23 protein-coding genes are annotated in these 26873 nt (G+C 73.8%); 4 read left to right on the top strand and 19 right to left on the bottom strand.

Annotation, left to right across the window (positions count from 1 at the left end):
• Positions 1–12: 12 nt before the first annotated feature.
• The 6 genes from AC067J_RS06055 to AC067J_RS06030 form a co-directional block, all read right to left on the bottom strand.
• Positions 13–2079 carry a hypothetical protein gene (locus tag AC067J_RS06055; protein ID WP_478296756.1) on the bottom strand — a complete coding sequence of 689 codons (2067 nt, stop codon included), beginning with the start codon at positions 2077–2079 and terminating at the stop codon, positions 13–15.
• Between the two features lie 189 nt (positions 2080–2268).
• Positions 2269–3462 carry an elongation factor Tu gene (gene tuf, locus AC067J_RS06050; RefSeq protein WP_478296755.1) on the bottom strand — a complete coding sequence of 398 codons (1194 nt, stop codon included), beginning with the start codon at positions 3460–3462 and terminating at the stop codon, positions 2269–2271.
• A gap of 233 nt (positions 3463–3695) precedes the next feature.
• Positions 3696–5801: an elongation factor G gene (gene fusA / locus AC067J_RS06045; protein ID WP_478296754.1), complete on the bottom strand. Its 2106-nt coding sequence runs from the start codon at positions 5799–5801 to the stop codon at positions 3696–3698.
• A 39-nt stretch (positions 5802–5840) separates the two neighbouring features.
• On the bottom strand, positions 5841–6311 hold the full coding sequence (gene rpsG, locus AC067J_RS06040; protein WP_030055803.1) for a 30S ribosomal protein S7: 471 nt from the start codon (positions 6309–6311) through the stop codon (positions 5841–5843).
• 2 nt (positions 6312–6313) lie between these two features.
• Positions 6314–6685 (bottom strand): 30S ribosomal protein S12, encoded by a 372-nt coding sequence (gene rpsL / locus AC067J_RS06035; RefSeq protein WP_014144289.1) that lies wholly within the window; start codon positions 6683–6685, stop codon positions 6314–6316.
• 427 nt (positions 6686–7112) lie between these two features.
• On the bottom strand, positions 7113–7661 hold the full coding sequence (locus AC067J_RS06030) for a DUF1707 and DUF4190 domain-containing protein (protein WP_478296753.1): 549 nt from the start codon (positions 7659–7661) through the stop codon (positions 7113–7115).
• A gap of 284 nt (positions 7662–7945) precedes the next feature.
• On the opposite strand from AC067J_RS06030, the gene AC067J_RS06025 reads away from it, so the two are divergent.
• From AC067J_RS06025 to AC067J_RS06010, 4 genes are all read left to right on the top strand, one after another.
• The gene (locus AC067J_RS06025; RefSeq protein ID WP_478296752.1) at positions 7946–8755 is read left to right on the top strand and encodes an ABC transporter ATP-binding protein; all 810 of its coding nucleotides are present in this window, start codon (positions 7946–7948) and stop codon (positions 8753–8755) included.
• Complete coding sequence (locus tag AC067J_RS06020) at positions 8752–10425, top strand: transporter (RefSeq protein ID WP_478296751.1); 1674 nt, start codon at positions 8752–8754, stop codon at positions 10423–10425. Before AC067J_RS06025 ends, AC067J_RS06020 begins: the two co-directional genes overlap by 4 nt.
• A gap of 139 nt (positions 10426–10564) precedes the next feature.
• Complete coding sequence (locus AC067J_RS06015; protein WP_478296750.1) at positions 10565–11923, top strand: DUF2786 domain-containing protein; 1359 nt, start codon at positions 10565–10567, stop codon at positions 11921–11923.
• Positions 11924–12010: 87 nt separating this feature from the next.
• Positions 12011–13114 (top strand): ADP-ribosylglycohydrolase family protein, encoded by a 1104-nt coding sequence (locus tag AC067J_RS06010; RefSeq protein ID WP_478296749.1) that lies wholly within the window; start codon positions 12011–12013, stop codon positions 13112–13114.
• A gap of 88 nt (positions 13115–13202) precedes the next feature.
• Here AC067J_RS06010 and AC067J_RS06005 read toward each other — a convergent pair whose 3' ends face one another.
• From AC067J_RS06005 to AC067J_RS05945, 13 genes are all read right to left on the bottom strand, one after another.
• Positions 13203–14513, bottom strand: a complete 1311-nt coding sequence (locus AC067J_RS06005; RefSeq protein ID WP_478296748.1) for a serpin family protein — start codon at positions 14511–14513, stop codon at positions 13203–13205.
• 202 nt (positions 14514–14715) lie between these two features.
• On the bottom strand, positions 14716–15720 hold the full coding sequence (locus AC067J_RS06000; RefSeq protein WP_478296747.1) for an ADP-ribosylglycohydrolase family protein: 1005 nt from the start codon (positions 15718–15720) through the stop codon (positions 14716–14718).
• Positions 15721–15771: 51 nt separating this feature from the next.
• Positions 15772–16986, bottom strand: a complete 1215-nt coding sequence (locus AC067J_RS05995) for a cytochrome P450 (RefSeq protein ID WP_478296746.1) — start codon at positions 16984–16986, stop codon at positions 15772–15774.
• A gap of 198 nt (positions 16987–17184) precedes the next feature.
• Positions 17185–18165: a hypothetical protein gene (locus AC067J_RS05990; protein ID WP_478296745.1), complete on the bottom strand. Its 981-nt coding sequence runs from the start codon at positions 18163–18165 to the stop codon at positions 17185–17187.
• A complete protein-coding gene (locus AC067J_RS05985; RefSeq protein ID WP_478296744.1) occupies positions 18162–19376 on the bottom strand; it encodes a PP2C family serine/threonine-protein phosphatase in 1215 nt (404 codons plus the stop codon). Before AC067J_RS05985 ends, AC067J_RS05990 begins: the two co-directional genes overlap by 4 nt.
• A gap of 13 nt (positions 19377–19389) precedes the next feature.
• Positions 19390–20049 carry a vWA domain-containing protein gene (locus tag AC067J_RS05980; protein WP_478296743.1) on the bottom strand — a complete coding sequence of 220 codons (660 nt, stop codon included), beginning with the start codon at positions 20047–20049 and terminating at the stop codon, positions 19390–19392.
• An 88-nt stretch (positions 20050–20137) separates the two neighbouring features.
• Positions 20138–20662 (bottom strand): hypothetical protein, encoded by a 525-nt coding sequence (locus AC067J_RS05975; protein ID WP_478296742.1) that lies wholly within the window; start codon positions 20660–20662, stop codon positions 20138–20140.
• On the bottom strand, positions 20659–22074 hold the full coding sequence (locus AC067J_RS05970) for a methyl-accepting chemotaxis protein (protein WP_478296741.1): 1416 nt from the start codon (positions 22072–22074) through the stop codon (positions 20659–20661). Before AC067J_RS05970 ends, AC067J_RS05975 begins: the two co-directional genes overlap by 4 nt.
• A 227-nt stretch (positions 22075–22301) precedes the next feature.
• Positions 22302–23042, bottom strand: a complete 741-nt coding sequence (locus tag AC067J_RS05965) for an SIR2 family NAD-dependent protein deacylase (RefSeq protein WP_478296740.1) — start codon at positions 23040–23042, stop codon at positions 22302–22304.
• 140 nt (positions 23043–23182) lie between these two features.
• Complete coding sequence (locus AC067J_RS05960; RefSeq protein WP_478296739.1) at positions 23183–23803, bottom strand: hypothetical protein; 621 nt, start codon at positions 23801–23803, stop codon at positions 23183–23185.
• A gap of 149 nt (positions 23804–23952) precedes the next feature.
• Positions 23953–24573, bottom strand: coding sequence for a response regulator (locus AC067J_RS05955; protein WP_478296943.1), 621 nt, complete (start codon positions 24571–24573; stop codon positions 23953–23955).
• 56 nt (positions 24574–24629) lie between these two features.
• Entirely contained in the window at positions 24630–25895 is a 1266-nt protein-coding gene (locus AC067J_RS05950) for a sensor histidine kinase (RefSeq protein ID WP_478296738.1), read from the bottom strand.
• Between the two features lie 133 nt (positions 25896–26028).
• Positions 26029–26703: a DUF4097 family beta strand repeat-containing protein gene (locus tag AC067J_RS05945; protein ID WP_478296737.1), complete on the bottom strand. Its 675-nt coding sequence runs from the start codon at positions 26701–26703 to the stop codon at positions 26029–26031.
• Between the last annotated feature and the right edge of the window lie 170 nt (positions 26704–26873).

Below are 26873 nucleotides of genomic sequence, written 5' to 3'. Positions count from 1 at the left end.
CGGGGTGTCGGCTCAGTCGCCGGGGAAGCTGCGGTTCCACGGGTGGATCCACTGGTTCTCCGGCTTGGCCACGACGGTGGCCTTGAGGCCGGCCGCGGTGAGGTCCCGGCGCATCCGGTCCCCCACCGAGTGGTCCGCGACGAGGATGGTCAGCGGCTCGGAGACCTTGCCGATGGCCAGCCGGACGTGCTCCATCGCCTTCTGGTACTCCGCCTCCGGCCGGGGGGCGGCGCCGATGTTGATCCAGTGGGTCTCGTACAGCGGGAGCATGTCGCCGCCGCGCTCGCGCAGCAGGGCGGCGAGCCAGGTCGACTTGAGGTTCTTGTAGTCGTCGTTGGAGTACAGGGCCATGACCGGCCCGCTGATGCCCGCCACGTCCTCCAGGACGGTCGCGCCCTGGCGGGGGCCGATGTCGCTCCAGGCGTCGCCCCGGCCCCAGCCCACCAACGAGTTCTTGTGCCAGGCCACCGGGCCGTCCTTGAACGACCGGACGTTCCACTGCACACCGGCGAACAGGCTGAGCGCGGTCGCCACCGCGAGCCCGGAGAGCAGACCGTCGCCGAGCAGCCGGCGGAGCTTCGGGGTCCGGGCCGCGGTCGGCGTCCGCAGCAGCGTGCCGACCGCGCCGAGCGACATCAGCGCGACGACGATCGCGCAGCCGGCCAGCTTCTCGAAGTAGTACGAGTACCCGCCTATGGTGCTGATCTGGTACCAGCCGAAGCCGCCGACCACCACGCCGGAGCCGACCACCACGGCCAGGTGCGCCTGCCCGGTGCCGGTGCGCCGGTTGGCCGGGGCGAGCGCCGCCAGCAGCGCCAGCAGCATGCCGCCCACCAGGATGGTCCGGTCGGCCTCGACACTGGGACCGCCCAGGGCCGAGGTGCCTGCGACGTCGAGCTCGGAGAGGACGGAGACGGCGCTGGGCAGCCCGGCGATCCCGAGTCCGACCGCGCCCACCAGCAGGTACGGCAGCCAGCGGCGCGGGCGGCCGGTGAACCTCCGGCGGTGCACCAGGACGGAGAGCAGCAGCGAGAGGCCGACCAGGGCCCCGAACAGGTTGTAGACGTAGGTGACGGTGACCAGTCCGGCCAGCGCGACCATCGCGTACTCCGCGGTGCCCATGGCGGGCCGGATCGCCAGCGCCAGGGTCACGGTCAGCATGAGCAGGCCGATGACCGTCGAATCGAAGCCGTGGATCACCAGGTAGGTGTAGTTGCTGGCGAGCATCAGCGCCATGACCGTGCCGCAGACCGCGGCGGTGCGCCAGCCGCGGAGCCGCGGGCCGCCGATCCAGCGGGCCGCCCAGACCAGTGCGGCGACCAGCAGGGCGTACGCCACGAGGACGTACAGCAGGTACCGGTTCATGGTGCCGACCATGGCGCCCGGGTCGGCGGACGAGTGGACCAGCGAGTCCACCCAGGCCAGCAGGAAGTGGGTGCCCTGCGGGTAGGTCACCTCGGCCGGCGACATCATGTAGGCCCGGGCCTCCTCCTGGTGGAGGAAGTTGTAGCCGCCCACGTGCTGGATGCCGGTGAAGTACGAGAAGTGGTTCAGCCGGTCCTCGGCGGTGCTGAAGAAGGACATCCGCTCGGCGGCGTTCTTCCCGATCAGCGGGTGGTAAAGGTAGTGCCAGACGCCGTAGCCGCTGCCCGCGACCAGCAGGTCGGAGTAGCGGAAGCGGAGCGGCAGCCGGGGTGTCCGCCGGGCCGCCCAGGCGGCGAGGACGACGGTGCTGAGGAGGGCGCCGGAGGTGGCGACCGGCGAGAGCCCCCAGGGCCAGACCGAGAAGAGCAGTCCGGAGACGAGCACCGAGCCGACCACGATCAGTCCGGCGACGACCAGCCGGTCGAGCAGGACGCCGCCGACCCGGATCACCGAGGCGACGGCGAGCAGCAGCAGTGGCAGGACGACGACGCCGAGGCCGAGCGGGACGAGTGCGGCCGGTATCAGCCAGGCGGCGACCAGGGCGCCGGCCAGGACCGGGAGACTGCGTCTCGGAGCGGCAGGCGGTGTCTTCGTGTCACCGGGATTGTTGCGACCGGGCCGCAACCTCTCGGGCACGGAGAACGTGGTCGCCATGACAATGGCCCTTCCGTCCGACCTGGGCAGTGCACGAAGTCCGCGCACTGGCGACATGCCGGAGACCCCCCCGGCAACACAGGACGATCATAGGTCATTCATTAATGTGAAAATACCGAAGGCCCGGCGGACATATGACATGTCCACCGGGCCTTCACCGGCCGTAAAGCCGGAAGGTCAGAGCACCAATTACTTGAGGATCTTGGTGACCTGGCCGGCGCCGACGGTGCGGCCACCCTCACGGATGGCGAACTTCAGGCCCTCCTCCATGGCGATCGGCTGGATCAGCACGACCGTCATGGCGGTGTTGTCGCCCGGCATGACCATCTCGGTGCCCTCGGGGAGGGTCACGACGCCGGTCACGTCCGTGGTACGGAAGTAGAACTGCGGGCGGTAGTTGTTGAAGAACGGGGTGTGGCGGCCACCCTCGTCCTTCGACAGGATGTAGGACTGGGCCTCGAACTCGGTGTGCGGGGTGACCGAGCCCGGCTTGATGATGACCTGGCCGCGCTCGACGTCCTCGCGCTTGATGCCACGGAGGAGCAGACCGACGTTCTCACCGGCCTGGCCCTCGTCGAGCAGCTTGCGGAACATCTCGATACCGGTGACCGTGGTGGTGGTCTTCTCGTTCTTGATGCCGATGATGTCGACGGTCTCGTTGACCTTGAGGATGCCACGCTCGATACGACCGGTGACGACGGTGCCACGACCGGTGATCGTGAAGACGTCCTCGATCGGCATCAGGAACGGCTGGTCCACGGCGCGGGCCGGGGTCGGGATGTTCTCGTCGACCGCGTGCATCAGGCCGAGGAGCTTCTCGCCCCACTCCTTGTCGCCCTCCAGCGCCTTCAGCGCGGAGACGCGGACGACCGGCAGGTCGTCGCCCGGGAACTCGTACTCGGAGAGGAGCTCACGGACCTCGAGCTCGACGAGCTCCAGGATCTCCTCGTCGTCGACCATGTCGGACTTGTTCAGCGCGACGACGATGTAGGGGACGCCGACCTGGCGGGCCAGGAGGACGTGCTCCTTGGTCTGCGGCATCGGGCCGTCGGTGGCGGCGACGACGAGGATCGCACCGTCCATCTGGGCCGCACCGGTGATCATGTTCTTGATGTAGTCCGCGTGACCCGGGCAGTCGACGTGGGCGTAGTGACGCGCCTCGGTCTGGTACTCGACGTGCGCGATCGAGATGGTGATACCGCGCTGCCGCTCCTCCGGCGCCTTGTCGATCTGGTCGAACGGCGTGAAGGGGTTGATGTCCGGGTACGCGTCGTGCAGCACCTTGGTGATCGCCGCGGTAAGAGTGGTCTTACCGTGGTCGATGTGACCGATGGTGCCGATGTTGACGTGGGGCTTCGTCCGCTCGAACTTCGCCTTCGCCACTGCAGTCCTCCTGAGGACAGTTCTGTACGCCGTGCTGACGTCAGTTGGTCTTTGATCGGGTTGGGAACGGAGTGCCGGGGCACTCCATGCCGTCCCGCGGGTGGGGGCCGGAGGCCCCGGGAGAATCCGACCGGATTCTCCCGGGTTGCCTCCTAATAGCCTAAGGGTTCGCTGTCGTCCCTAATGTCGGGACGTACGGCGGCCTCGGGTAGGGAGCCGGCTGGTGCCGGTCCTTACTCGCCCTTGGCCTTGGCGATGATGTCGTCCGCCACGTTCCGCGGAACCTCGGCGTACGAGTCGAACTGCATCGAGTAGCTCGCGCGACCAGAGGTCTTGCTGCGCAGGTCACCGACGTAGCCGAACATCTCGGAGAGGGGCACCAGCGCCGTGACGACGCGGGCACCGTGACGCTCGTCCATGGACCGGATCTGGCCACGGCGAGAGTTGATGTCGCCGATCACATCGCCCATGTAGTCCTCGGGCGTGGTGACCTCGACGGCCATCATCGGCTCAAGAAGGACCGGCTTGGCCTTCCTGGCGCCTTCCTTGAAGGCCATCGAGCCGGCGATCTTGAACGCGAGCTCGGACGAGTCGACGTCGTGCGCCGCACCGTCGAGCAGCTTCACGCGGACACCCTGCAGCGGGTAGCCGGCGAGGATGCCGAACTCCATGGCCTCCTGGCAGCCGGCGTCGACCGACGGGATGTACTCCCGCGGCACGCGGCCACCGGTGACCTGGTTGACGAACTCGTAGCCCTCGGCCTGCTCGAGCGGCTCGATCGCGATCTGCACCTTGGCGAACTGACCGGAACCACCGGTCTGCTTCTTGTGGGTGTAGTCGATGCGCTCGACGGCCTGACGGATCGTCTCGCGGTACGCGACCTGCGGCTTGCCGACGTTGGCCTCGACCTTGAACTCACGGCGCATACGGTCGACGAGCACCTCAAGGTGCAGCTCGCCCATACCCGCGATGATGGTCTGGCCGGTCTCCTCGTCCGTGTTGACCTGGAAGGAGGGGTCCTCCTCCGCGAGACGCTGGATGGCAACACCCAGCTTCTCCTGGTCACCCTTGGACTTGGGCTCGATCGCGACGCGGATGACCGGGGCCGGGAAGTCCATGGACTCCAGGATGACCGGGTTCTTCTCGTCGGACAGCGTCTCACCGGTGGTGGTCTGCTTCAGGCCCATGACGGCGATGATGTCGCCGGCGCCCACCGAGTCGATCTCCTCACGCTTGTTCGCGTGCATGCGGTAGATCTTGCCGATGCGCTCCTTCTTGCCCTTCACGGCGTTCAGCACCGAGGTGCCGGACTCCAGGCGGCCCGAGTAGACCCGGACGAAGGTGAGCTTGCCGAGGTGCGGGTCCGACATGATCTTGAACGCGAGCGCGGCGAGCGGCTCGTCGTCCGAGGCCTTGCGGGAGATCTTGACGGTGTCGTCGCCCGGCTTGGTGCCCTCGATGGACTCGATGTCCAGCGGGGACGGCAGGTACTTGACGACCGCGTCGAGCAGGGGCTGGACGCCCTTGTTCTTGAACGCGGTGCCGCAGAAGATCGGGGTGAAGTCCGAGTTCAGCGTGCCCTTGCGGATCGCGTCCTGGAGCAGCTCGACCGGGATCTCGGCCTCTTCGAGGGCGAGCTCCATGATCTCGTCGCTCACGTTGGAGACGGTGTCGATCAGCTGGGTGCGGTACTCGTCCGCCTGCTCCTGCAGCTCGGCCGGGATGTCGACGACGTCGTACATCTCGCCCTTGGCGGCCTCGGCGGACCAGACCAGCGCCTTCATGCGGACCAGGTCGACAACGCCCTGGAAGTCCGACTCGGCACCGATCGGGAGCTGCATGACCAGCGGGGTCGCGCCGAGGCGGTCCACGATGGTCTGCACGCAGAAGAAGAAGTTCGCGCCCGTGCGGTCCAGCTTGTTGATGAAGCAGATGCGCGGGACGCCGTAGCGGTCAGCCTGCCGCCACACGGTCTCGGACTGGGGCTCGACACCGGCGACACCGTCGAACACCGTCACGGCGCCGTCGAGCACGCGGAGCGAACGCTCCACCTCGACGGTGAAGTCGACGTGACCCGGGGTGTCGATGATGTTGATGGTGTTGTCGACGTCGTCGACGGTCCAGTGACAGGTCGTCGCGGCCGACGTGATCGTGATGCCGCGCTCCTGCTCCTGCTCCATCCAGTCCATGGTGGCAGCGCCATCGTGGACCTCACCGATCTTGTACGACACACCGGTGTAGAACAGGATCCGCTCGGTGGTGGTGGTCTTGCCCGCGTCGATGTGCGCCATGATCCCGATGTTGCGGACCCTGGCGAGGTCAAGGGAGGTTGCAGCCATGGTGGCTCGTTCTCTCTCTGTCTAGTGACGGGGTACGGACTACCAGCGGTAGTGCGCGAAGGCCTTGTTGGACTCGGCCATCTTGTGGGTGTCCTCGCGACGCTTCACGGAAGCGCCCAGGCCGTTGCTGGCGTCGAGGATCTCGTTCATCAGGCGCTCGGTCATGGTCTTCTCGCGACGGGCGCGCGAGTAACCGACCATCCAGCGCAGCGCCAGGGTGCTGGCGCGGCCCGGACGGACCTCGACCGGAACCTGGTAGGTCGCGCCACCGACACGGCGGGACTTGACCTCGAGGGCCGGCTTGACGTTCTCCAGCGCGCGCTTCAGCGTCACGACCGGGTCGGAGCCGGTCTTCTCACGGACGCCCTCAAGGGCGCCGTAGACGATCCGCTCGGCGGTGGAGCGCTTGCCGTGCAGCAGGATCTTGTTGACCAGCTGGGTGACGACCGGGGAGCCGTAGACCGGGTCGATGATGACCGGGCGCTTCGGGGCGGGGCCCTTACGAGGCATTCTTACTTCTCCTTCTTGGCGCCGTAGCGGCTGCGAGCCTGCTTGCGGTTCTTGACACCCTGGGTGTCGAGCGAACCGCGGATGATCTTGTAGCGGACACCAGGAAGGTCCTTCACACGACCACCGCGAACCAGCACGATGGAGTGCTCCTGCAGGTTGTGGCCCTCGCCCGGGATGTAAGCGGTGACCTCGATCCCGCTGGTGAGGCGCACACGGGCGACCTTGCGGAGAGCCGAGTTCGGCTTCTTCGGGGTGGTCGTGTACACACGCGTGCAGACCCCACGGCGCTGCGGGGAGCCCTTCAGCGCGGGAGTCTTGTTCTTCTCGACCTTGTCCTGCCGGCCCTTTCGGACCAGCTGCTGGATCGTAGGCACCGTTTCTCCGTTTTCTGTGTGCCAAGGCTTGGTGGAACTAACCTGCGGTGTTCCCTCCACACACAGCCCCGTGGTCGACCCACGCGGTCGGGTGTGTTGGGCTATTCCGACACGGAATCCCATGAGCTGATGTACAGCGGCGGCGCTCTACGCTCGGGGCACTGGAAAGCGCTCCGGCTCGGCGCGGCGGCCGGTGTGCATGCACGCACAAGGACCCGGGGACACCCCAGGCACAAGGTCAGAGCGTACCTAGCGCATCGGGCGCGGTCAAAACAAATGCAACGTCGCAGGTCGTGGCCGTACACCGGGTGTCGCCGGGGTGTCCCGCGCACGGCCGCCCGGTGTCGGACCCTCCTCCTGCCGCTCTACCACACCCGGAGGGCCGCCGCCACTCGGACGCCCGGCGGCCCGCCCGGCGGGCGGGTGCTCAGCCGAAGGCCAGCCCGAGCATCACGACCAGCACCCAGAACGCGATCGACAGCCAGCCGAAGACCAGGCCGGTGAGGGCCATGCCGTCACCCTCCTCGTTCCGCTCCTGCACCTGCCGGCGGCCGATGTGGCCGGTGATCACGGCCGGCACGCCGAGCATGCCGCCGGTCGGGACGCACAGCAGGCCGAGCACCAGCGAGGTCACCGCGACGGCGTTGGTCCGGCGCGGCGGCGGCGGGAACGGCGGCGGGAGCAGGAACGTCTGCGGCACCACCGGCCCGGTCATCTGCACCGGTGCCACCATCGGGCCCGCCGGCAGGTCGGCCACCAGCTGCGCGAGCTGCCCGTAGGTCTGCGCGGTGCTGGCCGCCGTGAACCGGTCGCCGTACTCCTCCGCGCTGAGCCGCCCCTCGGCGAACGCCGCCTTCAGCACGTCGACGGTCCGCTCGCGATCGGAGTTGGCGGCGCGCATCGCCGACTGCGCGGAGACGGCAGGCTGGCGACCCCCGGCCCCGTACCCCGGTTCGCCCCACGGCTGAACGGCCATCCCGCCACCTCCCGGCGCCCCTGCGTGCCGCGGCACGCCCACTGTTCTTCATAGTGCAGGACGAACGGGGGCCCTGAGTAGTTGCCACCTTCCGGTTATTCGGTTCGGCCCCTGTCCGGGCCCGGTCGAGCCCGGCCCGACCCTCACCCGTTCGGCCCAGACACGCCCGGGCCGCCCGACCGGGAGACAGGCCGGCCCGGCCGGTGGCAGGCTGTCGTCAGACCGGTGTCGATCATGAAACGATCATCGTCCGACCAGCCCGCCCACCAGCAGAGAAGGCCGCCATGCAGGCGTCAGCGCCGCCGCCGTCCCCCGCCTCCGTCTCCCCCGTCCCCTCCGCGGTCTCCATCCAGGGACTGTGGAAGCACTTCGGCAGCCAGGCCGCGGTGGCCGGGCTCAGCCTGGAGCTGCCGACCGGGGCGTTCATCGGGCTGGTCGGCCCGAACGGCGCCGGGAAGACCACGACGCTGTCGATGGCCACCGGCCTGCTCCGCCCCGACCAGGGCGCCGTCCTGATCCACGGCGCCGACGTCTGGGCCGACCCGGTCGCGGCCAAGTCCCGGATCGGCATCCTCCCCGAGGGCCTGCGGATGTTCGAGCGGCTCAGCGGCCGCGAACTGCTGCAGTACAACGGGCGGCTGCGCGGCCTGCCCGGCGCCGAGGTCGACCGCCGGGCCGAGGAACTGCTCGCCGTGCTCGACCTCGCGGGCCACGCCGACAAGCTGGTCGCCGACTACTCCACCGGCATGCGCAAGAAGATCGGCCTCGCCGCCGCGCTGCTGCACAACCCGGACGTGCTCTTCCTCGACGAGCCCTTCGAGGGCGTCGACCCGGTCTCCGCGCAGACCATCCGCGGGGTGCTCAAGCGGTACGCGGCGGCCGGCTCCACCGTCGTCTTCTCCAGCCACGTGATGGAGCTGGTCGAGCAGCTCTGCGACTGGGTCGCCGTGATCAGCGCCGGCCGGGTCATCGCCCACGGACCGCTCGACGCCGTCCGCGGCGGGCGCAGCCTGCACGAGGCCTTCCTGGAGCTGATCGGCGTCCGCGAGGACGACGGCCAGGCGCTCGGCTGGCTCGGCGGGGGCGAGCGGTGAGCACCTCCCCCGCCGCCGCCTCGCCCGCCGCGCCGTCGGCCGCGCCGTCCGTCCAGGCCGGGGTGCCCGACGACCGCACGGTGGTCCGGACCCTGGTCTCGCTCAAGCTCCGGCTGCTCCGCAACGGCCTGCGGCGCAACCGCGGCCGGGCCGTCCTGTACGTCGTCGGAGCCGTCCTCGGCGTGCTCTTCGCGACCGGGATCGCCCTCGCCCTCGCGCTGCTCAACGGCCGCGCCGACGGCGGCTCGTCGGGCGACGCGGGCGTCGTCCTCGCCGGGGCGCTCACCCTCGGCTGGGCCGCGATCCCGCTGTTCCTCTTCGCCAGTGACGAGAGCTCCGACCCGACCCGGCTCACCATGCTGCCGCTGCGGCCCGCGCCGCTGCTCCGCGGCTCGGTGCTGGCCTCGCTGCTCGGCCCCGGTCCGCTGGTCAGCCTGATCCTGTTCACCGGTGCCGCGCTCTCCGGCGCCGACGGCGCGGCCTCGGCGGTGGCCGGGGCGGTCGGCGTGCCGCTGGCGGTGCTCAGCGTGGTCGTCCTGTCCCGCGCGGTCGCGGCCGGCAACGCCCGGCTGCTCTCCAGCCGGCGCGGCAAGGACTTCGCCATCTTCGGCGGACTGCTCTTCGCCCTGCTCGTGCAGATCGCCAACGTCGGCTCGCAGAGCGTCTTCGGCAAGGCCGGCGAGCACGGCCTCGACCTCAGCCCGCTGGCGCCGTTCGCCTCGGTGCTGCGCTGGGTGCCACCGGTCGGCGCGGTCGACGCGGTCCGCACCGCCGGCGAGGGCCGGTACGGGCTCGCCCTGCTCCAGCTGGCCGCGACCGCCGCCCTGCTGGTGCTGCTGCTGCGCTGGTGGCGGGCCAGCCTCCAGCAGCTGATGGTCACCGCCGACGCCTCCACCCTGGAGGTGGTGCGCGACGTCCAGGGCTCGCGCGGCTGGCGCTTCCTGCCGGAGGGCCGGGTCGGCGCGGTGATGCAGCGCCACCTGCGGTACGCGTGGCGGGAGCCGCGGGCCAAGGCCGCGGTCTTCACCAGCATCGGGATGACGCTGGTGGTCTGCGTGCTGTCGGTGGTCCAGGGCTGGTCGACGGTCTACCTGGTGGCGATGGCCGGAGGGTTCCTCGGCCTGCAGATGCTCAACCTGTTCGGCATGGACGGGTCGGCGTTCTGGATGGTCGCCGCCACCCTGCTCACCCCGGCCGACGCCCGGGACGAGCTGCGCGGCCGGGCGTACGCCGTCGTCTCGTACGCCGTCCCCGTCATCGTGGTGCTCGCGCCGGTGCTGGCCGCCGTGACCGGCGACTGGGCCCACCTGCCGTCGGCGCTGGGCGTGGCGTTCGCCCTGCTCGGCAGCGGCATCGCGATCGGCGCCGTGCTCAGCGTGCTCACGCCGTACACCATGCCCGCCGACAACAACCCGATGCGCAACGCCGCTCCCGGCCAGGGCGGGCTGGTGGCGGTCAACAGCTTCGGCTCGATGTTCGGCAGCGCGCTGCTCGCCTCCCCGGTGGCCGGATACCTCGGCTGGGCCCTGATCGCCGACGCCCCGACCTGGCCGGTCCTCCTCGTCGGCCCGCTGTACGGCGCCCTGGTCGCGGTCCTGGGCGTCCGCCTCGCCGCCGGCCGCCTGCTGGAGCGCGTCCCGGAGATCCTCGCCAAGGCCGTCGAACGCTGACGCCCGTCCCTCGCGCGCCCCGACCGGCACGGCGCTGCGCTCACCCCCGGCGGCCCCTCACGCGAGCGGGGGGCCGCCGGGGCCGCTCGCCCGCCGACGGGGGTCGCGGGCCCGTCGTCGTCCGCTGCGCTCCGGCATCATGGGCGAGGGTGCGGACCGCACCCGGACGTGGGACGAGAGCGGGAGCACCGTGGGCAAGCGCAGGCAACCGGGCGGAACCGCGACGGACGGGAGCGCCGGACCGCTGCTGGAGCAGGCGGTGCGAGCCGTGCTCACCGCGCCCGAGGACGGCCTCGACCTCGCACTGGACACCGGGGCGTCGCTGCTGGCGGCCTCCCCCGGGCAGTGGCCGGCGGTCAGCCGGGCGGTGCTGGCGTCCGCGGACACCTCGCTCGGCCGGTGCTGGTCGGCCGGCTGGCGTCCCGCCGACCTGGCCCGCGTGGTGCGGCGGGAGCTGAAGCCGGTGCACCTGGCGCTGGCGGTGGACCTGATCGCCGCCGAGGGCCGCCGGCACCCGGCGGCCGCGCTGGACCGGCGCTGGCAGGAGCAGCTGCGCGAGCTGGAGACGGCGGCCTGGTGGCCCGCCGACGAGGCGTACCTGGAGGCCTTCGCGCAGCGGCACCGGCTGGACCGGTTCGCGCTGGCCACCGCCGTCCTGGAGCTGCTGCGGATCTGGGGCCGGCTGCCGCCGATCGCCCCGGTCGGCCCGGCGCCGGGGCAGGCCGGACAGTCCGCCCGGCGGGAGCGGCCCGGTCCGGTCGCGGGCGAGCCGCGGATGCTGCCGCGGATCCGGGCGCTGCTGGCGAAGGCCGAGTCCACCGAGTACCCGGAGGAGGCCGAGGCGCTGACCGCCAAGGCCCAGCAGCTGATGGCGCAGCACAGCATCGACGAGGCGCTGCTCGCGGTCGACGGTACGGACCGCAACGCCCCGGGGGCGCTGCGGATCGGGGTGGACAACCCGTACGAGGGCCCGAAGACGATGCTGCTGGACGCCGTGGCGGCGGCCAACCGGTGCCGGGTGGTGTGGGCGAAGGAGTTCGGCTTCTGCACCCTGATCGGCTTCGACGCGGACCTCGACGGGGTGGAGCTGCTGTACACCTCGCTGCTGGTGCAGGCGACCCACGCGATGCAGAAGGCGGGCTCCCGCCAGCACCTGGACGGCGCCTCGCGCACCAAGGCGTTCCGGCAGTCCTTCCTGGTGGCGTACGCGACGCGGATCCGCGAGCGGCTGGCCGAGGCGACCGAGCGGGCGACCACGGACGCGGCGGCCGGCCGGCACCTGCGGCCGGACGGCACCGAGGAGCAGCTGGTGCCGGACGAGCGGCTGCTGCCCGCGCTGGCGGCCCGTTCGGCGGCGGTCGACCAGGAGGTGGGCCGGATGTTCCCGAAGCTGGTGTCGCAGCGGGTCCGGGTGAGCGACGGCGAGGGCTGGGCGGCGGGCCGGGCGGCCGCGGACCGGGCGGCGCTGCACGGCCGGGCCGGGGAGATCCGGGGCTGACCGGACGGGTCCTGGTAGAACGGACAGCGGCCGGCCCGGGCACCGTCCGGAGCGGCGCGGCGACGAGCGAGGGGGACGACGGTGGCGGTGGGCGAGCAGCCGGGGTACCGGGACCGGGTGCGCGGGGCGCTGATCGGCGGGGCGGTCGGGGACGCGCTGGGCTGGCCGGTGGAGTTCCTGCGGCTGTACCAGATCCGCGAGCGCTACGGCCCGGCCGGGGTGACCGGCCTGCCGGGCGACGGCCTGGTCGCCGAGGTCACCGACGACACCCAGATGACGCTGTTCACCGCCGAGGGGCTGATCCGCGGCTTCGTCCGGGGCTGGTCGGGCGGCGGCGGCTCGGTGCCGGAGGCGGTGCACGGCGCGTACCGGCGGTGGCTGCTGACCCAGCAGCAGGGCGCTCCGGACCGGAGCCCGCTCGCCCGCCCGTACGACGGCTGGCTGCTGCGCGAGCCGTTCCTGTACGCGCGGCGGGCCCCGGGCGAGGCGTGTCTGACCGGGGTGAAGTACCACCCGGTGTTCGAGGCGCCGGCCGCGCTGGGGCAGCCGGGGCCGATCAACGCGCACTCGAAGGGGTGCGGCACGGTGATGCGGTCGGCGCCGTTCGGGCTGGCCCGGCTGGGCGCCGAGCAGTCGTTCGGACTGGCCGCGCAGTGCGCGCAGCTGACCCACGGGCATCCGACCGGCTACCTGGCGGCGGGTGCGTTCGCGGCGCTGGTGGAGCGGCTGGCGGCCGGGGTGGAGCCGTGGGCGGCGGTCGGCGAGACGGTGGAGCAGGTCCGGGAGTGGCCGGCGTCCAAGGAGACGGTCCAGGCGCTGGCCCGGGCGGTGCGGGTGGCCGAGGAGGCCGAGCCGTCGGCGGAGGTGGTGGAGCGGGTGGGGCTGGGCTGGATCGCCGAGGAGTGCCTGGCGATCGCGGTGTACTGCCTGCTGGCGGGGACCTCGGGGCCGGAGCCGGCCCGGACGGCGCTGCTGCTGTCGGTGAACCACTCGGGGGACAGCGATTCCACGGGGGCGGTCTGCGGCAACCTGGTCGGCGCGGCGTACGGCGCCTCGGCGCTGTCGGCGGACTGGACGGACGCGGTGGAGGGCCGGGAGACGCTGCTGCGGGTGGCGGACGACCTGCTGGTGCTGTTCGGCAGCCGCGAGCCGGGGCACCCGGCGCTCGGGGACCGCTACCCGGCCTGGTGAGCCGCGGCCGCCGGAGCGCCGCGGCCCACCCGGCCCGGGGTCGGTCTCACCTGGCCCGGGGTCGGTCCCACCCGGCCCGGGGTCGGTCTCACCTGGATTGCGGGTCGGTGACCTGGCCGAGGAAGAGCGGCCGGCCGGTGGCGGTGTCGCGGATCAGGAAGAGGAACGGCCGGTCGATGTGCAGCTGCACCGCGTCCCTCGGCACCGCCCCGGCCATCGCCTCGACGCTGACGCCGCTGCCCGCGGCCGCGACCGTGCCCTTCTCGTCGACCTGGACGGTGGCCTTCTGCACCACCGTGCCGACCTTGAGCTGCTCGGTCACGCCCGCACCGGGGATGCCGGAGAGGTCGGCGCCGGGGCCGAACACGGCGTTGACGCCGAGGGCCTGGAGGGCGGGCTTCAGGTCGTTGGCGGTGTCGAAGCGGAACTTCGGCAGGGTGAGGTCGACGGTCCGCCCGGTGAGCGAGCCCAGGATCAGGTCCAGCTGGGCCTGGTCCAGGCCCTTGCGGAAGGCCTCGAAGCCGCCCTGCGCGGGCACCACCAGGTCCATCGCCAACGTGCCTCCCAGGTAGGGGAGTTCGACGGCCTGCCAGGGCTCGCCGAGGATCCCGCCGGAGCCCTCGGCGTAGCGCAGCTGCTCCTTCAGCGCCATGGTGGGGACGGCCGGCTCGGAGCCGTCGAGCCGGTGGAACGGCCGGTCCGCGGTGTCCCGGCCCTTGAACGGGTGGACCCAGTCGGCCTTGAGGTAGAGCGCGTCGGTCAGCGCCAGCCGGGTGTCCTGGTTGATCTGTCCCTTCCCGAAGAGGTCCTTGATCCGGCCCTCGGTGGCCTTCTCGACGGCGGAGTTGACGGCCTTCCGGGCGCCCTCCGGGTCCTTGCGGAAGTCGGTGGTGTGCACACCGGTGCCGAAGGCGGCGGCCAGTACGCCCAGGTAGCCCTGGTCGATCGGGAAGTCCTTCTGGGCCCAGAGGTCGTCGGACTGCTTCAGGACCGGCCCCTCCTTGCCCCCGGTGCCCGGGGCGCGGCGGTTGAGGGCGCCGGTGGCGAGCGCGTACTGCTGCGGGGTGAGCTCGGTGTGCAGGGCCTTGGCGAGCTCCTCGGCGCTGGTGCCGCGGGCGCCGGGCAGCAGCATGGCGAGCGCGGTGGCGAGGCCGGACGGCGAGAGCACCAGGTTGCGGCCGGCCGCGGCGGGGTCGGCGGTGAGGGTGTGCAGCAGGTCCAGGCCGAAGGCTCCGGTGGCGGCGGCGGTCGCGGTGATCCGGGCGGGGTCGACGGGCGGCGGCGACTCGGGGGCCGAGACGCGGACCACGGTCTGGCCGGCTCCGGTGGAGCCGCAGCCGGCGAGCAGCGCGGTGCAGCAGAGCAGGAGCACCGCCGGGCGGCGGGTGCGGACGGACATGGCTGGTCCCGTCCCCTCGGTCGGCGGCGCGGGCCGGTGCCCGCGCCTCGGTGCCGGTTCGACGCGGCCGGGCCTGGGACGGTTCCCCGGCCCCGCCGCGACGGCCCCGGAGCGCTGGCGGCCCCGGAGCGGTGGCGGCCCCGGAGCACCGTCAGTGCCGGAGCACCGTCGGCCCCGGAGCGTCGTCGCCCCCGGAGCGCCGTCAGTCCCAGAGCGCGCCGAACTCCAGCAGCTCGTCCCGGTGCTCGATCCGCTCCACCCACTCGGCGGGCCACGCGTCCGCGCCCAGGTGCGCCCCGGCGAAGGCGCCGGTCAGGCAGGCGATCGAGTCGGAGTCCCCGGAGGAGTAAGCGCCCCGGCGGACGGCGGCCACCGGGTCGTCCGGCATCAGCAGGAAGCAGAGCAGCCCGGTGGCGAGCGCCTCCTCGGCGATCCAGCCCTCGCCGGTGGCCAGGCACGGGTCGGCCTCGACGTCGGGCGCGGCCAGCGCGGCGGTGAGCCGGTCGAGCACGGCCAGGCAGTCGTCCCAGCCCCGGGCGATGAACGCCTCCGGGCCGCGGTCCTGGGCGCGCTCGGCGAGGTCGCCGAGCCAGGTCCGGTCGTACCGGGTGCGGTTGGCCAGCGCGTACGCCCGCAGCACGGCGGGCAGACCGGCCGGCGGCAGGCCCTCGGCCAGCTTGCGGACGGCGTAGGCGGTGAGGTCGCTCGCGGCCAGTGCGGTGGGGTGGCCGTGGGTGAGCCCGGACTGGAGCTGGGCGGCGCCGGCCAGCTGGGCCGGGGTCAGTTCCCGGACCAGGCCGAGCGGGGCGACCCGCATGTTGGCGCCGCAGCCCTTGGAGCCGATGTCGCTCGCCGCCTGCCACGGGCGGCCGGGCGTGCTGAGCCGGTAGCAGGAGGCCAGGCAGGTGTTGCCGGGGGCCCGGTTGTTGTCCGGCGAGCGCCACCAGTCGATGAACTCCTCGCGCACCGGCCGCTCCAGCCGCAGCGGGCCGAGCGGCCCGCGCTCCAGGGCGGTGCGCAGGCCGCGCGCCAGGGCGAGGGTCATCTGGGTGTCGTCGGTGACCAGCCCGTTCGCCGGGAACGGGAGCCGCCGCCAGTCGGGCCACTCCCACGCGATCTGCTCGACGTCCTGGAACTCGGTCGGCTTGCCCATCGCGTCGCCGATCGCCAGCCCCAGCAGTGCGCCCGTCGCCTTGCCCTCGCCCACGCCGCCACTCCCCCTCGTCCGGCCGGGGTGCTCCGGCCGGACCTCGGCCGGTCAGACCTCGACCAGCAGTTCCTTCAGCCCCCGGATCACGTAGCCCGGGCGCCACTCGGGCTCGCGGACCAGCCGCAGGCCCGGTGCCCGGTGCAGCAACGCGCCGTACGACTCGGTGAGCTCCAGTCTGGCAAGCGGGGCGCCGAGACAGAAGTGGATTCCCGCGCCGAAGGTGATGTGCGGGTTGTCGGCGCGGCCGAGGTCGAGCCGGTCGGGGTCGGTGAAGCGCTCCGGGTCGCGGTTGGCCGAGCCGAAGAGCAGGGCGACCTCCGAGCCGCGGGGGACGGTGACGCCGCCCACCTCGATGTCCTCCAGCACCCAGCGCTCGAACATCTGCAGCGGGGTGTCCCAGCGCATCAGTTCCTCGACGGCGGTGGGCAGCAGGCCGTCGACGTCGGCGCGCAGGCGGGCCAGCTCGCCGGGGTTGCGGAACAGCGCCCACCAGCCGTTGCCGGTGGTGTTGACGGTGGCCTCGTGGCCGGCGTTGAGCAGCAGCACGCAGGTGGAGACCATCTCCTGCTCGCTGAGCGCGTCCGAGCCCTCCTGGGCCTGGATCAGCGCGCTGATCAGGTCGCCGCCGGGGGTGGCGCGGCGCTCGCGGATCAGGGCACGCAGGTAGTCGGAGAACTCGGTGCTCGCGGTGACGGCCCGGCGGGCGGCCTCCTCGGTCGGGTTCAGCTCGAACATGCCGGTGATGTCGGCGGACCACGGGCGCAGCAGGTGCCGGTCGGACTCCGGGACGCCCAGCATCTCGGCGATCACCGCGACCGGGAGCGGCTCGGCGACGGCGCCGATCAGGTCGCCGCCGCCGGCCGCGAGCAGGCCGTCCACCAGCTCGCCGGCGAGCCGCCGGACGGTCGGGCGCAGCCCCTCGACCATGCGCGGGGTGAAGGCCTTGGAGACCAGCCGGCGGATCCGGGTGTGGTCGGGCGCCTCCAGGTCGAGCAGGCCGTTGTCGTTGAGGGTGTGGAACGGCTCGTGCGCCGGGTCGGGCGCGGGGCGGCCGAACTCCTCGTGGCTGAAGCGGTGGGTGTAGGTCCGGCCGAGCCGGCGGTCCCGCAGCAGCGCGCTGACGTCCTCGTACCGCGGGACCAGCCACTGCCGGGTGGGCTCGTAGTACGTGGCCGGGGCCTGCGCGCGCAGGTCGGCGTAGGCGTCGTACGGGTGGGCCACGAACTCCGCCGACCAGGGGTCGAACTTCGCCGTCGTCGTCATCGGTCGATCACTCCAGGCCGTGAGGGGAAGCCGGAAGGATCATCGTACGCATGCGGCCCGTCCGGCCCCAGGGCCCTCCGGCCTCCGCTCCTTCCGGCCCCCGGCCGCTCCGCCCCCAACCCGGCCGCTCCGCCCCAACCCGGCCGCTCCGCCCCCGGCCGTCCGGGCGCCCGGGCGTCCGACCCCGGCCGCCCGGGGTCAGGTCGGGCGGCGCAGCGGGATGCTGCCCCGCGGGGCCCGCCCGTCGAACAGCCGCTCGTCGACCGGGCGGGCGGCCCTGGGCAGACCGCCGGGCCCCAGCGGGATGCTGCCCCGGCCGCCGAGCGCCTGCAGCCAGGCGGTCAGGTCCGGCCTGGTCCCGTACGGGCCGCCGGCCTGCTCCCAGAGCCGCCGGACCGTCACCAACTGCCGGTCCGACAGCACGTCGGGCAGCGGCTCGAACGGCTGCTCCGGCGTCAGGTACGGGTCCTGGGCCAGGGTCCGCCCGAACAGCAGCGCCGCCTTGTAGCGGTCGCTGTCCACGGTGGCGCTGCTGCCGTGCGGGGAGAGCGGGTCCGCCCAGTCGGGCGTGTCGGTCTGCTCCAGGACCGGCGCCGCCCCGACCCGGCGGACCCCGTCGCAGTCGAGCAGGTGGACGGCCGGCGCGGGCACCACCGTCCAGAGCACGTTGGCGTGCGAGAGGTCGCCGATCACCAGCCCCCAGCGGTGCAGCCGCTCGACCAGCCCGGCCAGCTCCAGCACCAGGGCCAGCCGCTGCTCCGGATCCGGGCGGACCACACCCTGGGTGGCGGCCTTCTCCGGGTAGAAGAGGTACTGCGCCTCGGTGAGCCGGCGCCCTCCGGCCGCCGTCTGCCAGGTCATCGCCACCGGCGCCTCCTGCATCAGGAAGCCGACGCAGCCCGGGCCGTCGACCACCCGGCAGAGCGGCCAGGCGGCCTGCGCGTCCAGCCGGTCCCGCTCCTCCCCCGACAGCGCGAGCCGCAGCCGGACCAGCTCGGCCAGGGCCGGGCCGTGCACCTTCCCGGGGTCGAGGTAGCGCTTGAACAGCAGGCCCGGATAGCCGGCCAGGCGCTGCACCAGGCCCTGCCCGCCGCGGCCGGCCTCGGCGCCGACCGCCAGCAGCGCCAGCTCCACGTCCGCCCCGCCGGCCAGCGCCGTGGCGATGTCCGGGGCGCTCACCGGGCGGACTCCCAGAGGCAGACGACCGTGCGGTCGTCGTCGTAGCTGCGCACCCGCACCTGCGCCTGCCAGAGGAACTCGGCCAGGCCCGGGACGTCCTCGCCGCCCCACCGGTCGGCGAGGAACCCCTGCAGCTCCGGCTCCTTGAGCAGGGGCAGCGCCAGACCGTCGGTGCAGAGGACCAGCAGGTCGCCGGGGGACGCGTCGGTGATCAGCCGGACCCGGGCGTGGTCGTACGCCTCGGGGAGGCAGTCGGTCCGGGTGCTGATCAGCGAGCCGTCGCCCTCCTCCTCGTCGAGGTTGCGCCAGACGCCCTCGCGCAGGCGCAGCAGGCCGCCGTCGCCGACCGAGGCGAAGCCCCGGACCGGGGTGCCCGGGTCGGCCGGCACCAGCAGGGCCCGCAACGTCGTCGAGTGGGACTTCGGCGACAGCCCGCTCTGCTCCGCCTCCTGGGCGAGCTCGACCGCCGCGGCGGCGATCAGCTGGGCCATCAGGCTGGCGAAGTCGACCTCCGCGCCGGCCCGCAGGCAGGCCAGCAGGGTGTCCGCCCGGTCGGCGACCTGCTTGGCCAGCAGCCGGACGATCCCGTTGGAACCGCGCTGGGAGTGCGGCTGGGAGCCGACGCCGTCGGCCACCGCGAGCAGCAGCAGGTCACCGGCCCTGGCCACCAGGACGGCGTCCTGGCGGCACTCGGCCTGGTAGCGGTGCGAGTCGCCGCGGACGGACGCGGCGCGGACCGTCACCGGACCGAAGGTCCCGCCGTCCACCACGGTGTCCGGCAGCAGCGCGCCGTAGCGGTCGGTGCCGACCGCGGGGATGTCGGTCGGCTCGGGGGTGTAGGCCGGGGGCTTGCGGCCGACGTGGTGGAGGGCGCCCGGTTCCTCGCCCGGCGCCGGCCGCACGGCCGGTCCGCCCTCGGCCCGATCGTCCGGGGCGCCCTCGGCCCGCACCCGGCCGGGCCGCCCCGCCGCATCCGGCCGGGGAGCGGGCGGGTGCGGCAGGAACGGCACCGGGGTGGACGGCACGGACCTGGCCGCGACCGGGGCGACCGGGGCGACCGGGGCGACCGGGGCGACCGGGGCGACCGGGGCGACCGGGGCAGCCTCCCAGCCGTACTCGTAGACGGAGGAGGCGACGTCGATCGGGTCGGGCCGCCGCTCCGGCGCGGGCTCCGGCCCCGGGCCGGGCGGCGGGTTGTCGTACGGGTTCACCTGGCGGCCCGGCTCAGAGCTTGTCGAGCGAGACGGCGGTGAACCCGGGCACGTGGTCGTCGACCTGGAGGCTCATGCCCTGCCCGGCCGCGGTCGCCCCGCTCACCGAGCGGACGATCGACCGGGTGAGGCTGGCGGCGAACTCCCGCAGCGCGACCGCCGGGTCCGCCGTCCCCTCCTCCTGCATGAACGCCTTGAACGTGGCGACCTGCGCGATCACCGTGCGGTCCGCCTGGCCGATGCCGAAGGCGATGATGTGCGGCCGGAACGCGGCGGCGAGCAGGTCCTGGTACGGCTGCTCCCAGTCGGAGTCGGTCGGCACGCCGTCGGAGAGGAAGAAGACCACCGGACGGTAGACGTCGTGCCCGTCCGCCTTCAGCTGCTGCACGTCCCGCTCGATCGCTCGCCGCAGGAGGTCGAAGGCGTTGCCGAAGGAGGTCAGGCCGGACGCCTCCAGGGCCGGCAGCTCGTCCAGGTCGCTCAGGTCGACCAGCGGCTGCAGCTCGTTGGCGTCGGTGGAGAAGCCGATCAGCCCGAACCGGGTCTTGTCGGCGATGGTCGGGTTGGTGCTGATCTCCTGGTGGAGGTTGAACAGGGCCTTGTTGAGGGTGTCGATGTCGGCGCTCATCGACCCCGACTCGTCGCACACGGCGTAGAACGGGAGGATCTGCACTGCACTTCTCCTTTGACTTGCAGGTCAGAGCGGGTTGGACGTGCGGTTCCGACCGGGCAGCCCGGGCCGTCCGGCCGGGGCCGCCCGGTCAGCCGGTGTAGAAGTAGATCTCCAGCGAGGCGTGCCGGGGGTTGTCCGTCAGCGAGATGAAGTCCCGGGTGGTGGTGCCCTGGAACATCTCCGGCCGCGCCTGCGCGAGCAGGCCGTTGACGGTGTGGGCGTAGGCCTGGCCGACCCCCGGGTCGCGGTTGCTGCCGAAGGTGAGCACCACCGCGGCCTGCCGGCCGGCGTAGCGCTCGGTGCCCGCGCGGATCTGCGACACCAGGCCGGCCGTGTCGGAGGAGTCCCCGGTGACGTCGACGGTGACCGCGTCGTGCTCCACCCCGCGCGGGCCGGTGGGGGTGGGCGCCGGAGGGGGTGTGGCGGAGGCCGGGGCGGTGGCGCTCCCACTCGGCGTGGCCGTGGGTGTCGCGGTGGCCCGCGCGGCCGCCACCGGGTCGCCCTGGTCGCCCATCGCGACCAGGGCCAGCACCAGCAGCAGGTCGGCGAAGAGCCAGCCCACCAGGTGCGCGCCCCGCACGCGCGGCCGCCCGGTCCGGAAGCGGTTCCTCATCGGCCCGCCTGCCGTACCGGCACCTCGTCCAGCTCCAGCAGCGTCTGCTCGTCCACGGCCGGGTCCGGACCGTCCGAGGGGCGCGAGCGGGTGCCGCCCGCCCCGGGGCCGTCCTCCGGCAGCGACTTGACCAGCAGGTCTCCGGGCGACCGGCCGGGCCGTCCGTCCCGGACCTCCAGGGCATCGCGGGCGTCCCGGGCGTCCCGGGCGTCCCGGACGTCCAAGGCGTCGCGGGCGTCCAGCCGCGCCGCCGCGGCGGTGGCCGCCGACGACGCCGCGGCGACCCGGTCGGCCATCGCCGCGACCTCGCGGGCCAGCCCGTCGAGCTGCTCCAGCAGCCGTCCGCCGACGTCGGCGACGGTCTCCGCACCGGTGGTGAACCCTCGCTGGGCGACCGCGAGGTCCCGCACCGCGTCCTCCACCCGCCCGCCCGCGCCGGACAGTTCGGTGCCGACCCGCTCGGTGGCCTGCCGGACGGCGTCGGCCGCCTCGGCCGCCTGCCGCCCGCCGCGCCGGACCAGGTCCTCGGTGGCCGCGGCGCCGTCCCGGACGGTCCCGGCGAGCTTCTCCCCGCTGTCCCGCACGGCCTTCCCGACGCCGGCGACCGCCTTCTCGACCCCGTCGACGGCCGTCCGCAGCGGGTCGACCGCCGCCCCCACCTCGGCCAGCCGCTCCCCGGCCCCGATCACCGACCGCTCGACCACCAGCGCCGCCCCGCTGAGGTCCCGCTGGGTGTCGGCGGCCTGCCGGCCGAGCCGTTCCAGGGTCTCCGCCGCACCGGTGAGCTCGGCGACGAACCGCTGCGGGGAGGAGCGGCGGCGCTCGTTCAGCACCAGCTGCGCCCGGGTCAGCACCGGGGCCAGCTCGGCCAGCAGGTCCTCCGCCTCCTGCGCCGCGCCGGCCTCGCGCCGGTCGGCCCCGGCCCTGCGGACGCCGTGCGCGACGGAGAACACCAGCAGCAGAGCGATGAACAGCGTGGCGGACAGGGCGATGTCACCGAAGGTGGCCCAGCCGGCCAGCCGGCCCTCGAAGCCGGTCTGCCAGAGCTGGAGGAACGGCCGGGCGGCCTGCGCGGCGTCCGCGCCGATCAGCGCCTGGTAGGCGCTGGTCGCCTGCATCAGCCCGGCCCAGGTGACCAGCAGCGGGACGAACACCAGCCCGCCGAGGGCGACTTCGAGCCAGGACCAGAACCTCGGCTCGGACTGCGGCCGCACCGCCGCCCGGACGCTCTCCGGCCGGACGAAGCTGTGCACCAGGTCGAGTTCGGCCCACTGGTCCAGGTCGCCGGTGCCCGAGATCGCCAACCCGAGCTCCTTGAGCTCTTCCTGACGGTGCGCCAGCCCCGGGCGGGCCGCCAGCGCGCGCAGCTCACCCCCGATCGCGCGGCGGTCCAGCAGTGGGCCTGACGTCATGAGGGCTCCTTCGGTGCGCGCCGCCACGGGGGTGAACGCCCGCGGCAGGTGCGGCGCACGGGGGCAGCCGCCCGCGCAGCCTCCCCCCGGTGGCCGGATCCGGCCACGCCGCTCCGTTCGGCAGCGTAGCGCAGAACAAGCCACCGGGACTGGGCAGTTCGTCCAGTGGATACCTGTTCGTCACCGACGCGCCCGGACCCCCGGGGGCCTGCGGACCCCCCGGGACGTCAGCGGTACCGGGCCACCAGTCGGCGGACCAGGGCCGGCAGCGAGGCGGAGATCGGCTCGCGGATCACCTCGTCGGCGGCCTCGTCGAACGGCGTCGGCTCGCCGTTCACCACGATCAGCCGGGCCCCGGTCCGCACCGCGTTGTACGGCAGCGCCGCGGCCGGGAAGACCTGCAGGCTGGTGCCGACGGCGATGAACAGCTCGCAGGCCTTGGAGACGGCGTCGGCCTGCTGGAGCACCTGCGGGTCCAGCTCCTCGCCGAACATGACGGTGCGCGGCCGCAGCACCCCGCCGCAGGCCCGGCAGTCCGGGTCCGGCTCACCCGCCGCCACCCGGTCCAGCGCCTCCGTCATCGGGCCCACCACCTTGCACCGCACGCACTGCACCTCCCGTGCCGTGCCGTGCAGTTCGAGCACCTTGCGGGCGGTCTGGCCGGCCTGCTGGTGCAGCCCGTCGACGTTCTGGGTGAGCACCCGGACGGGCAGCCCGGACCGTTCGAGATCGACCAGCGCGCGGTGCCCGGCGTTCGGCTCGGCGGCGAGCGCGCCGGCCTCCGCGCGCATCACCCAGGCCCGGCGGCGCACGTCCGGATCGGCCAGGTACGGGCCGACGGTGACCAGTTGCTGGGCCTCCGGGTCACGCTGCCAGAGGCCGTTCGGGCCTCGGTAGTCGGGGATGCCGGAGTCGGTCGAGATCCCGGCTCCGGTGAGGACGGCGATCAGCGGGCGCTTCGCGTTCATGCCCCGGACGGTACGGGCGCATCCCGCCGGCCCGCCACCGATATCCGCGCCGCCGTCGATACCCGCGCCGCCGCCGGGGCCGCCCCGGCAACCGCCCCCGGACCGGCGCGGCTCGGCCCCGGCGCGGCTCCGGCTCCGGCTCAGGCCGCGGCCGGCCGGCCGGCGCCGCCGACACCGCCGACGCCCGCCAGCGGCATCAGCGCCACCAGGTAGCAGCCCGCGGCGACCGGGATCAGCGCCAGGTCCGCCGCCGTCAGCACCGTCCCGGCCAGCATCAGCACCGGGCTCCACCAGCGCAGCGAACGCGCCCGCCCCACCGTGCCGGCCACCAGCAGCGCCAGCAGGCCGACGTAGAACAGCAGCGGGCCCACCGAGTAGACCGCCGGCACCACCCCGGGGTGGCTCTGGATGCTGTCGAACAGCCGGTGCTGGTCGGCCTTGTCGACGGCGACCGCCCCCACGTACAGGTCGATGCCGATCTGCACCATCGAGGCGGCCAGCCCGGTGAGCGCCACCCCGAGGGCGGTGCCCGCCGCGACCCGGCCCGCGGCCGTACGGTCCGGCGCCGGCCACCGCTCCAGCGCGACCAGCACCGGGACGAACAGCACCAGCCCCGCCAGCATCAGGCTGTGGCCGACCAGCCAGCCGGTGCCGGGGTCACGCGACCCCTCCAGCAGCCGGATGCCGCCGTACAGCGCCATCAGGGCTGGTCCGCCGACGACCGCGAACGGGGTGACGCGAGCGAGCTTCGAGGTGTCCATGAGTGCTCCCCTGTGGATGGGCCGGTCGATCCGACACCCCGGATCCTGTCCGCGGTCCCCCTCGTCGCGGATCGCCCGCACCGGCGAAACCCGCCGCTCCCCCGCACGGGGGAGCCACCCGCCCGGCCCCCGGTCGCCCCGGGGAGCCGTCAGTCCTCGCCCGCCACCACCGCGCCCGCCTCGTACGCGAACACCACCGCGTGCACCCGGTCGCGCAGGCCCAGCTTGGCCAGCACGTTGCTGACGTGGGTCTTCACCGTGTGCTCGCTCACCACCAGCTCGGCGGCGATCTCCGCGTTGGAGAGCCCGCGGGCCAGCAGCCGCAGCGTCTCGCGCTCGCGCGCGGTCAGCTGTTCCAGCAGCCGGGACGGCGGCCGCACCGCCCGCTCCGCGCCGCCCGGCCTCCGGGCGGCGAACTCGCCGATCAGCCGCCGGGTCACCGAGGGCGCCAGCAGCGCCTCTCCGGAGGCCACCATCCGCACGCCGTGCACCAGGTCGTCCCGGCGGACGTCCTTCAACAGGAAGCCGCTGGCGCCCGCGTACAGCGCGTCGAAGACGTAGTCGTCGGCGTCGAAGGTGGTCAGCATGATCACCTTGGTGCCGGGGTGCTCCGCGCAGACCCGGCGGGCCGCCTCCAGCCCGTCCATCACCGGCATCCGGACGTCCAGCAGCAGCACGTCCGGGCCGTGCTCCCGGACCGCCTCGATCGCCTCCGCGCCGTCGCCGGCCTCGGCGACCACCTCGATGTCCGGCTGCGCGTCCAGGATCATCCCGAACCCGGCCCGCACCAGCTCCTGGTCGTCCGCGACGACCACCCGGATCGGCTTCACCCGCCCACTCCGCCCGCTCCGCCCACTCCGCCCACTCTGCCCAATCCGTCCACCGCACGCGCTCCGCTCACCGGCCCCGCCGCCCCGAGGGGCAGCCGGGCGCTCACCAGGAAACCCCTGCCCTCCGGCCCGGGACCGGCCTCGGCGCGGCCGCCGCAGGCCGCCGCGCGCTCCCGGATGCCGACCAGTCCGCGGCCCCCGGACCAGCCGTCCCCGACCCGTCCTGCCCGCCCGGCCCGGCTCGCGGCCAGCGGCACCCCGCGCCCGTCGTCGGAGACCACGACCGCCAGCTCCTCCCCCGCCCGGGCCACCCGCACCAGGATCCGCGAGGCGCCCGCGTGCTTGACCGTGTTGGTCAGCGCCTCCTGGACGATCCGGTACGCGGCCGCCGCCACGTCCGCCGGCACCTGCCCGTCGGCCCCGTCGAGTTCGAGTTCGAGATCGACCGAGAGCCCGGTCCGGCGCACCCGCTCGGCCAGCGCCGCCAGCTCGGCCAGCCGCGGCTGCGGCGCCAGCTCGGGCGCCGCGCCCTCCTCCTTCAGCACGCCGAGCACCCGCCGCAGCTGCACCATGGCGTCGCGCCCGGACTCGGAGATGGTGTCGAAGGCCTTGATCGCCCGGTCCGGGTCGGACCGCACCACCAGCGGTCCCGCCTCCGCCTGGATCACCATCAGCGAGACGGCGTGCGCCAGGATGTCGTGCATCTCCCGGGCGATCCGGGCCCGCTCCTCGACCACCGCCCGCGCCGCGTCGCTGGCCGCCCGCCGGCCGGCCTCCCGGGCCCGCTCCGACTCCACCTGCGCCAGCCGCCGCAGCTCGCGCACCAGCGAGCCGAAGACGAACGCGCCGACCGTGGTCAGCAGCGAGAACAGCATGCCGTTCGGCGACCGCGTCCCCACCACGTTGGCGGCCACCACCACGGCCAGCACTCCCCAGCGCTGCCGGTCCCGGGCCCGGTCGGCCACCGTGTAGAGGGTGATCACGGCGTACAGCGGCAGTTGCGGCATCACCGAGTGCGCGACCACCGAGAGCACCGCCGACACCCCGCCGCTGACCGCCATGACCGTGACCGGTGCACGGCGCCGCCACGGCAGCGGCAGGGCCGTCCCGAGGGCCAGCGCGTAGACCCACCAGGGCCAGGGCTCGGGGTCGTGGTACACCGACCAGAGGGAGACCGCCGCCGACCCGGCCGCCAGCAGGGTGTCCACCGCGTACGGGTTGACCCCGGCCAGCCCCGCCCGCCAGCGCGCCGCTCGACCCACCGTGACTCCTCCCCCGTACGCGGGAAGGCCTCCCCCGCGGAGAAGATCATGCCCGACCGGCAGCACCGTGGGCACGCCCCGGCCGGCATCCCGCACCGCGCGGTCGGGCATCGCGCGGTCCGGCACCACCCGGTCAGGCACCGGTGACCGCCACACCCCCGGTGTCGGTCCGCGCCGAGATGCTGCGCGGCGCGCCCGCCTGCCGGGGCACCGCCACCTCGACCTCACCCGTCCCCGCCGAGGCGTCCACCGCGTACGGCTCCCCGCCCGGCACCCGCAACCGGACCCCGCCGGTGACCGCCTTCGCCTCCACCTTGGTCGGGCTCGCCGCGAACGCCATCTCGATCCCCCCGGTGTCGGTGCTGACCCGCACCGTCGGCGAGGTCAGCGCGGTCCCCTTGACCCCGCCGGTGCCGACCGTGGCCTCCACCGCGCCGGCCATCCCGTGCAGCCGGATCCCGCCCGTCCCGCTGCTCAGCCGCACCACCGTCCCGGCCGGCACGGTCACCTCGTAGCCCACCCCGCAGGCCGTGCAGTCGTACGCCAGCCTGAGCGTGCCGTCCCGCACCTCGTGCCGGGTGTCCGGCGCCTCGCCCCGGTAGCTCTGCCGCTCGACCACCCGCACGGTGTCCCCCGCCCGAACCTCGATCCCCCCGGTCCGGCCCTCGACCACCAGCACCCGCACCGGCTCGGCCACCCCGTAGGAGACCGTCCGCTCCTCGTCGTCCTCGCCCGGGAAGCACCCCGCCGACCCGAGCAGCACCGCCCCCGTGATCGCCACGGCCCCCAGCGCCCGCCTCGCACCCATTTCCGGCTCCCTCTCGTCCACGTCCCTTGCCGAACGTGCCGAGCCTCCCCCGGAGCCCCCCGTCCCCGCCTCCCCCGCCCGACCGGTTTCCCGCCCTCCCCCGCGGGAGGGAGACCGCCCGGGAGCGGAAACGCCGAAGGGCCCGGAGGCTTGATGCCTCCGGGCCCTTC

This window comes from Kitasatospora sp. NPDC042419 (assembly GCF_056437345.1).
The sequence above is the reverse complement of the archived record's forward strand: the minus strand, read 5'-3'. Positions and strand labels throughout refer to the sequence as shown.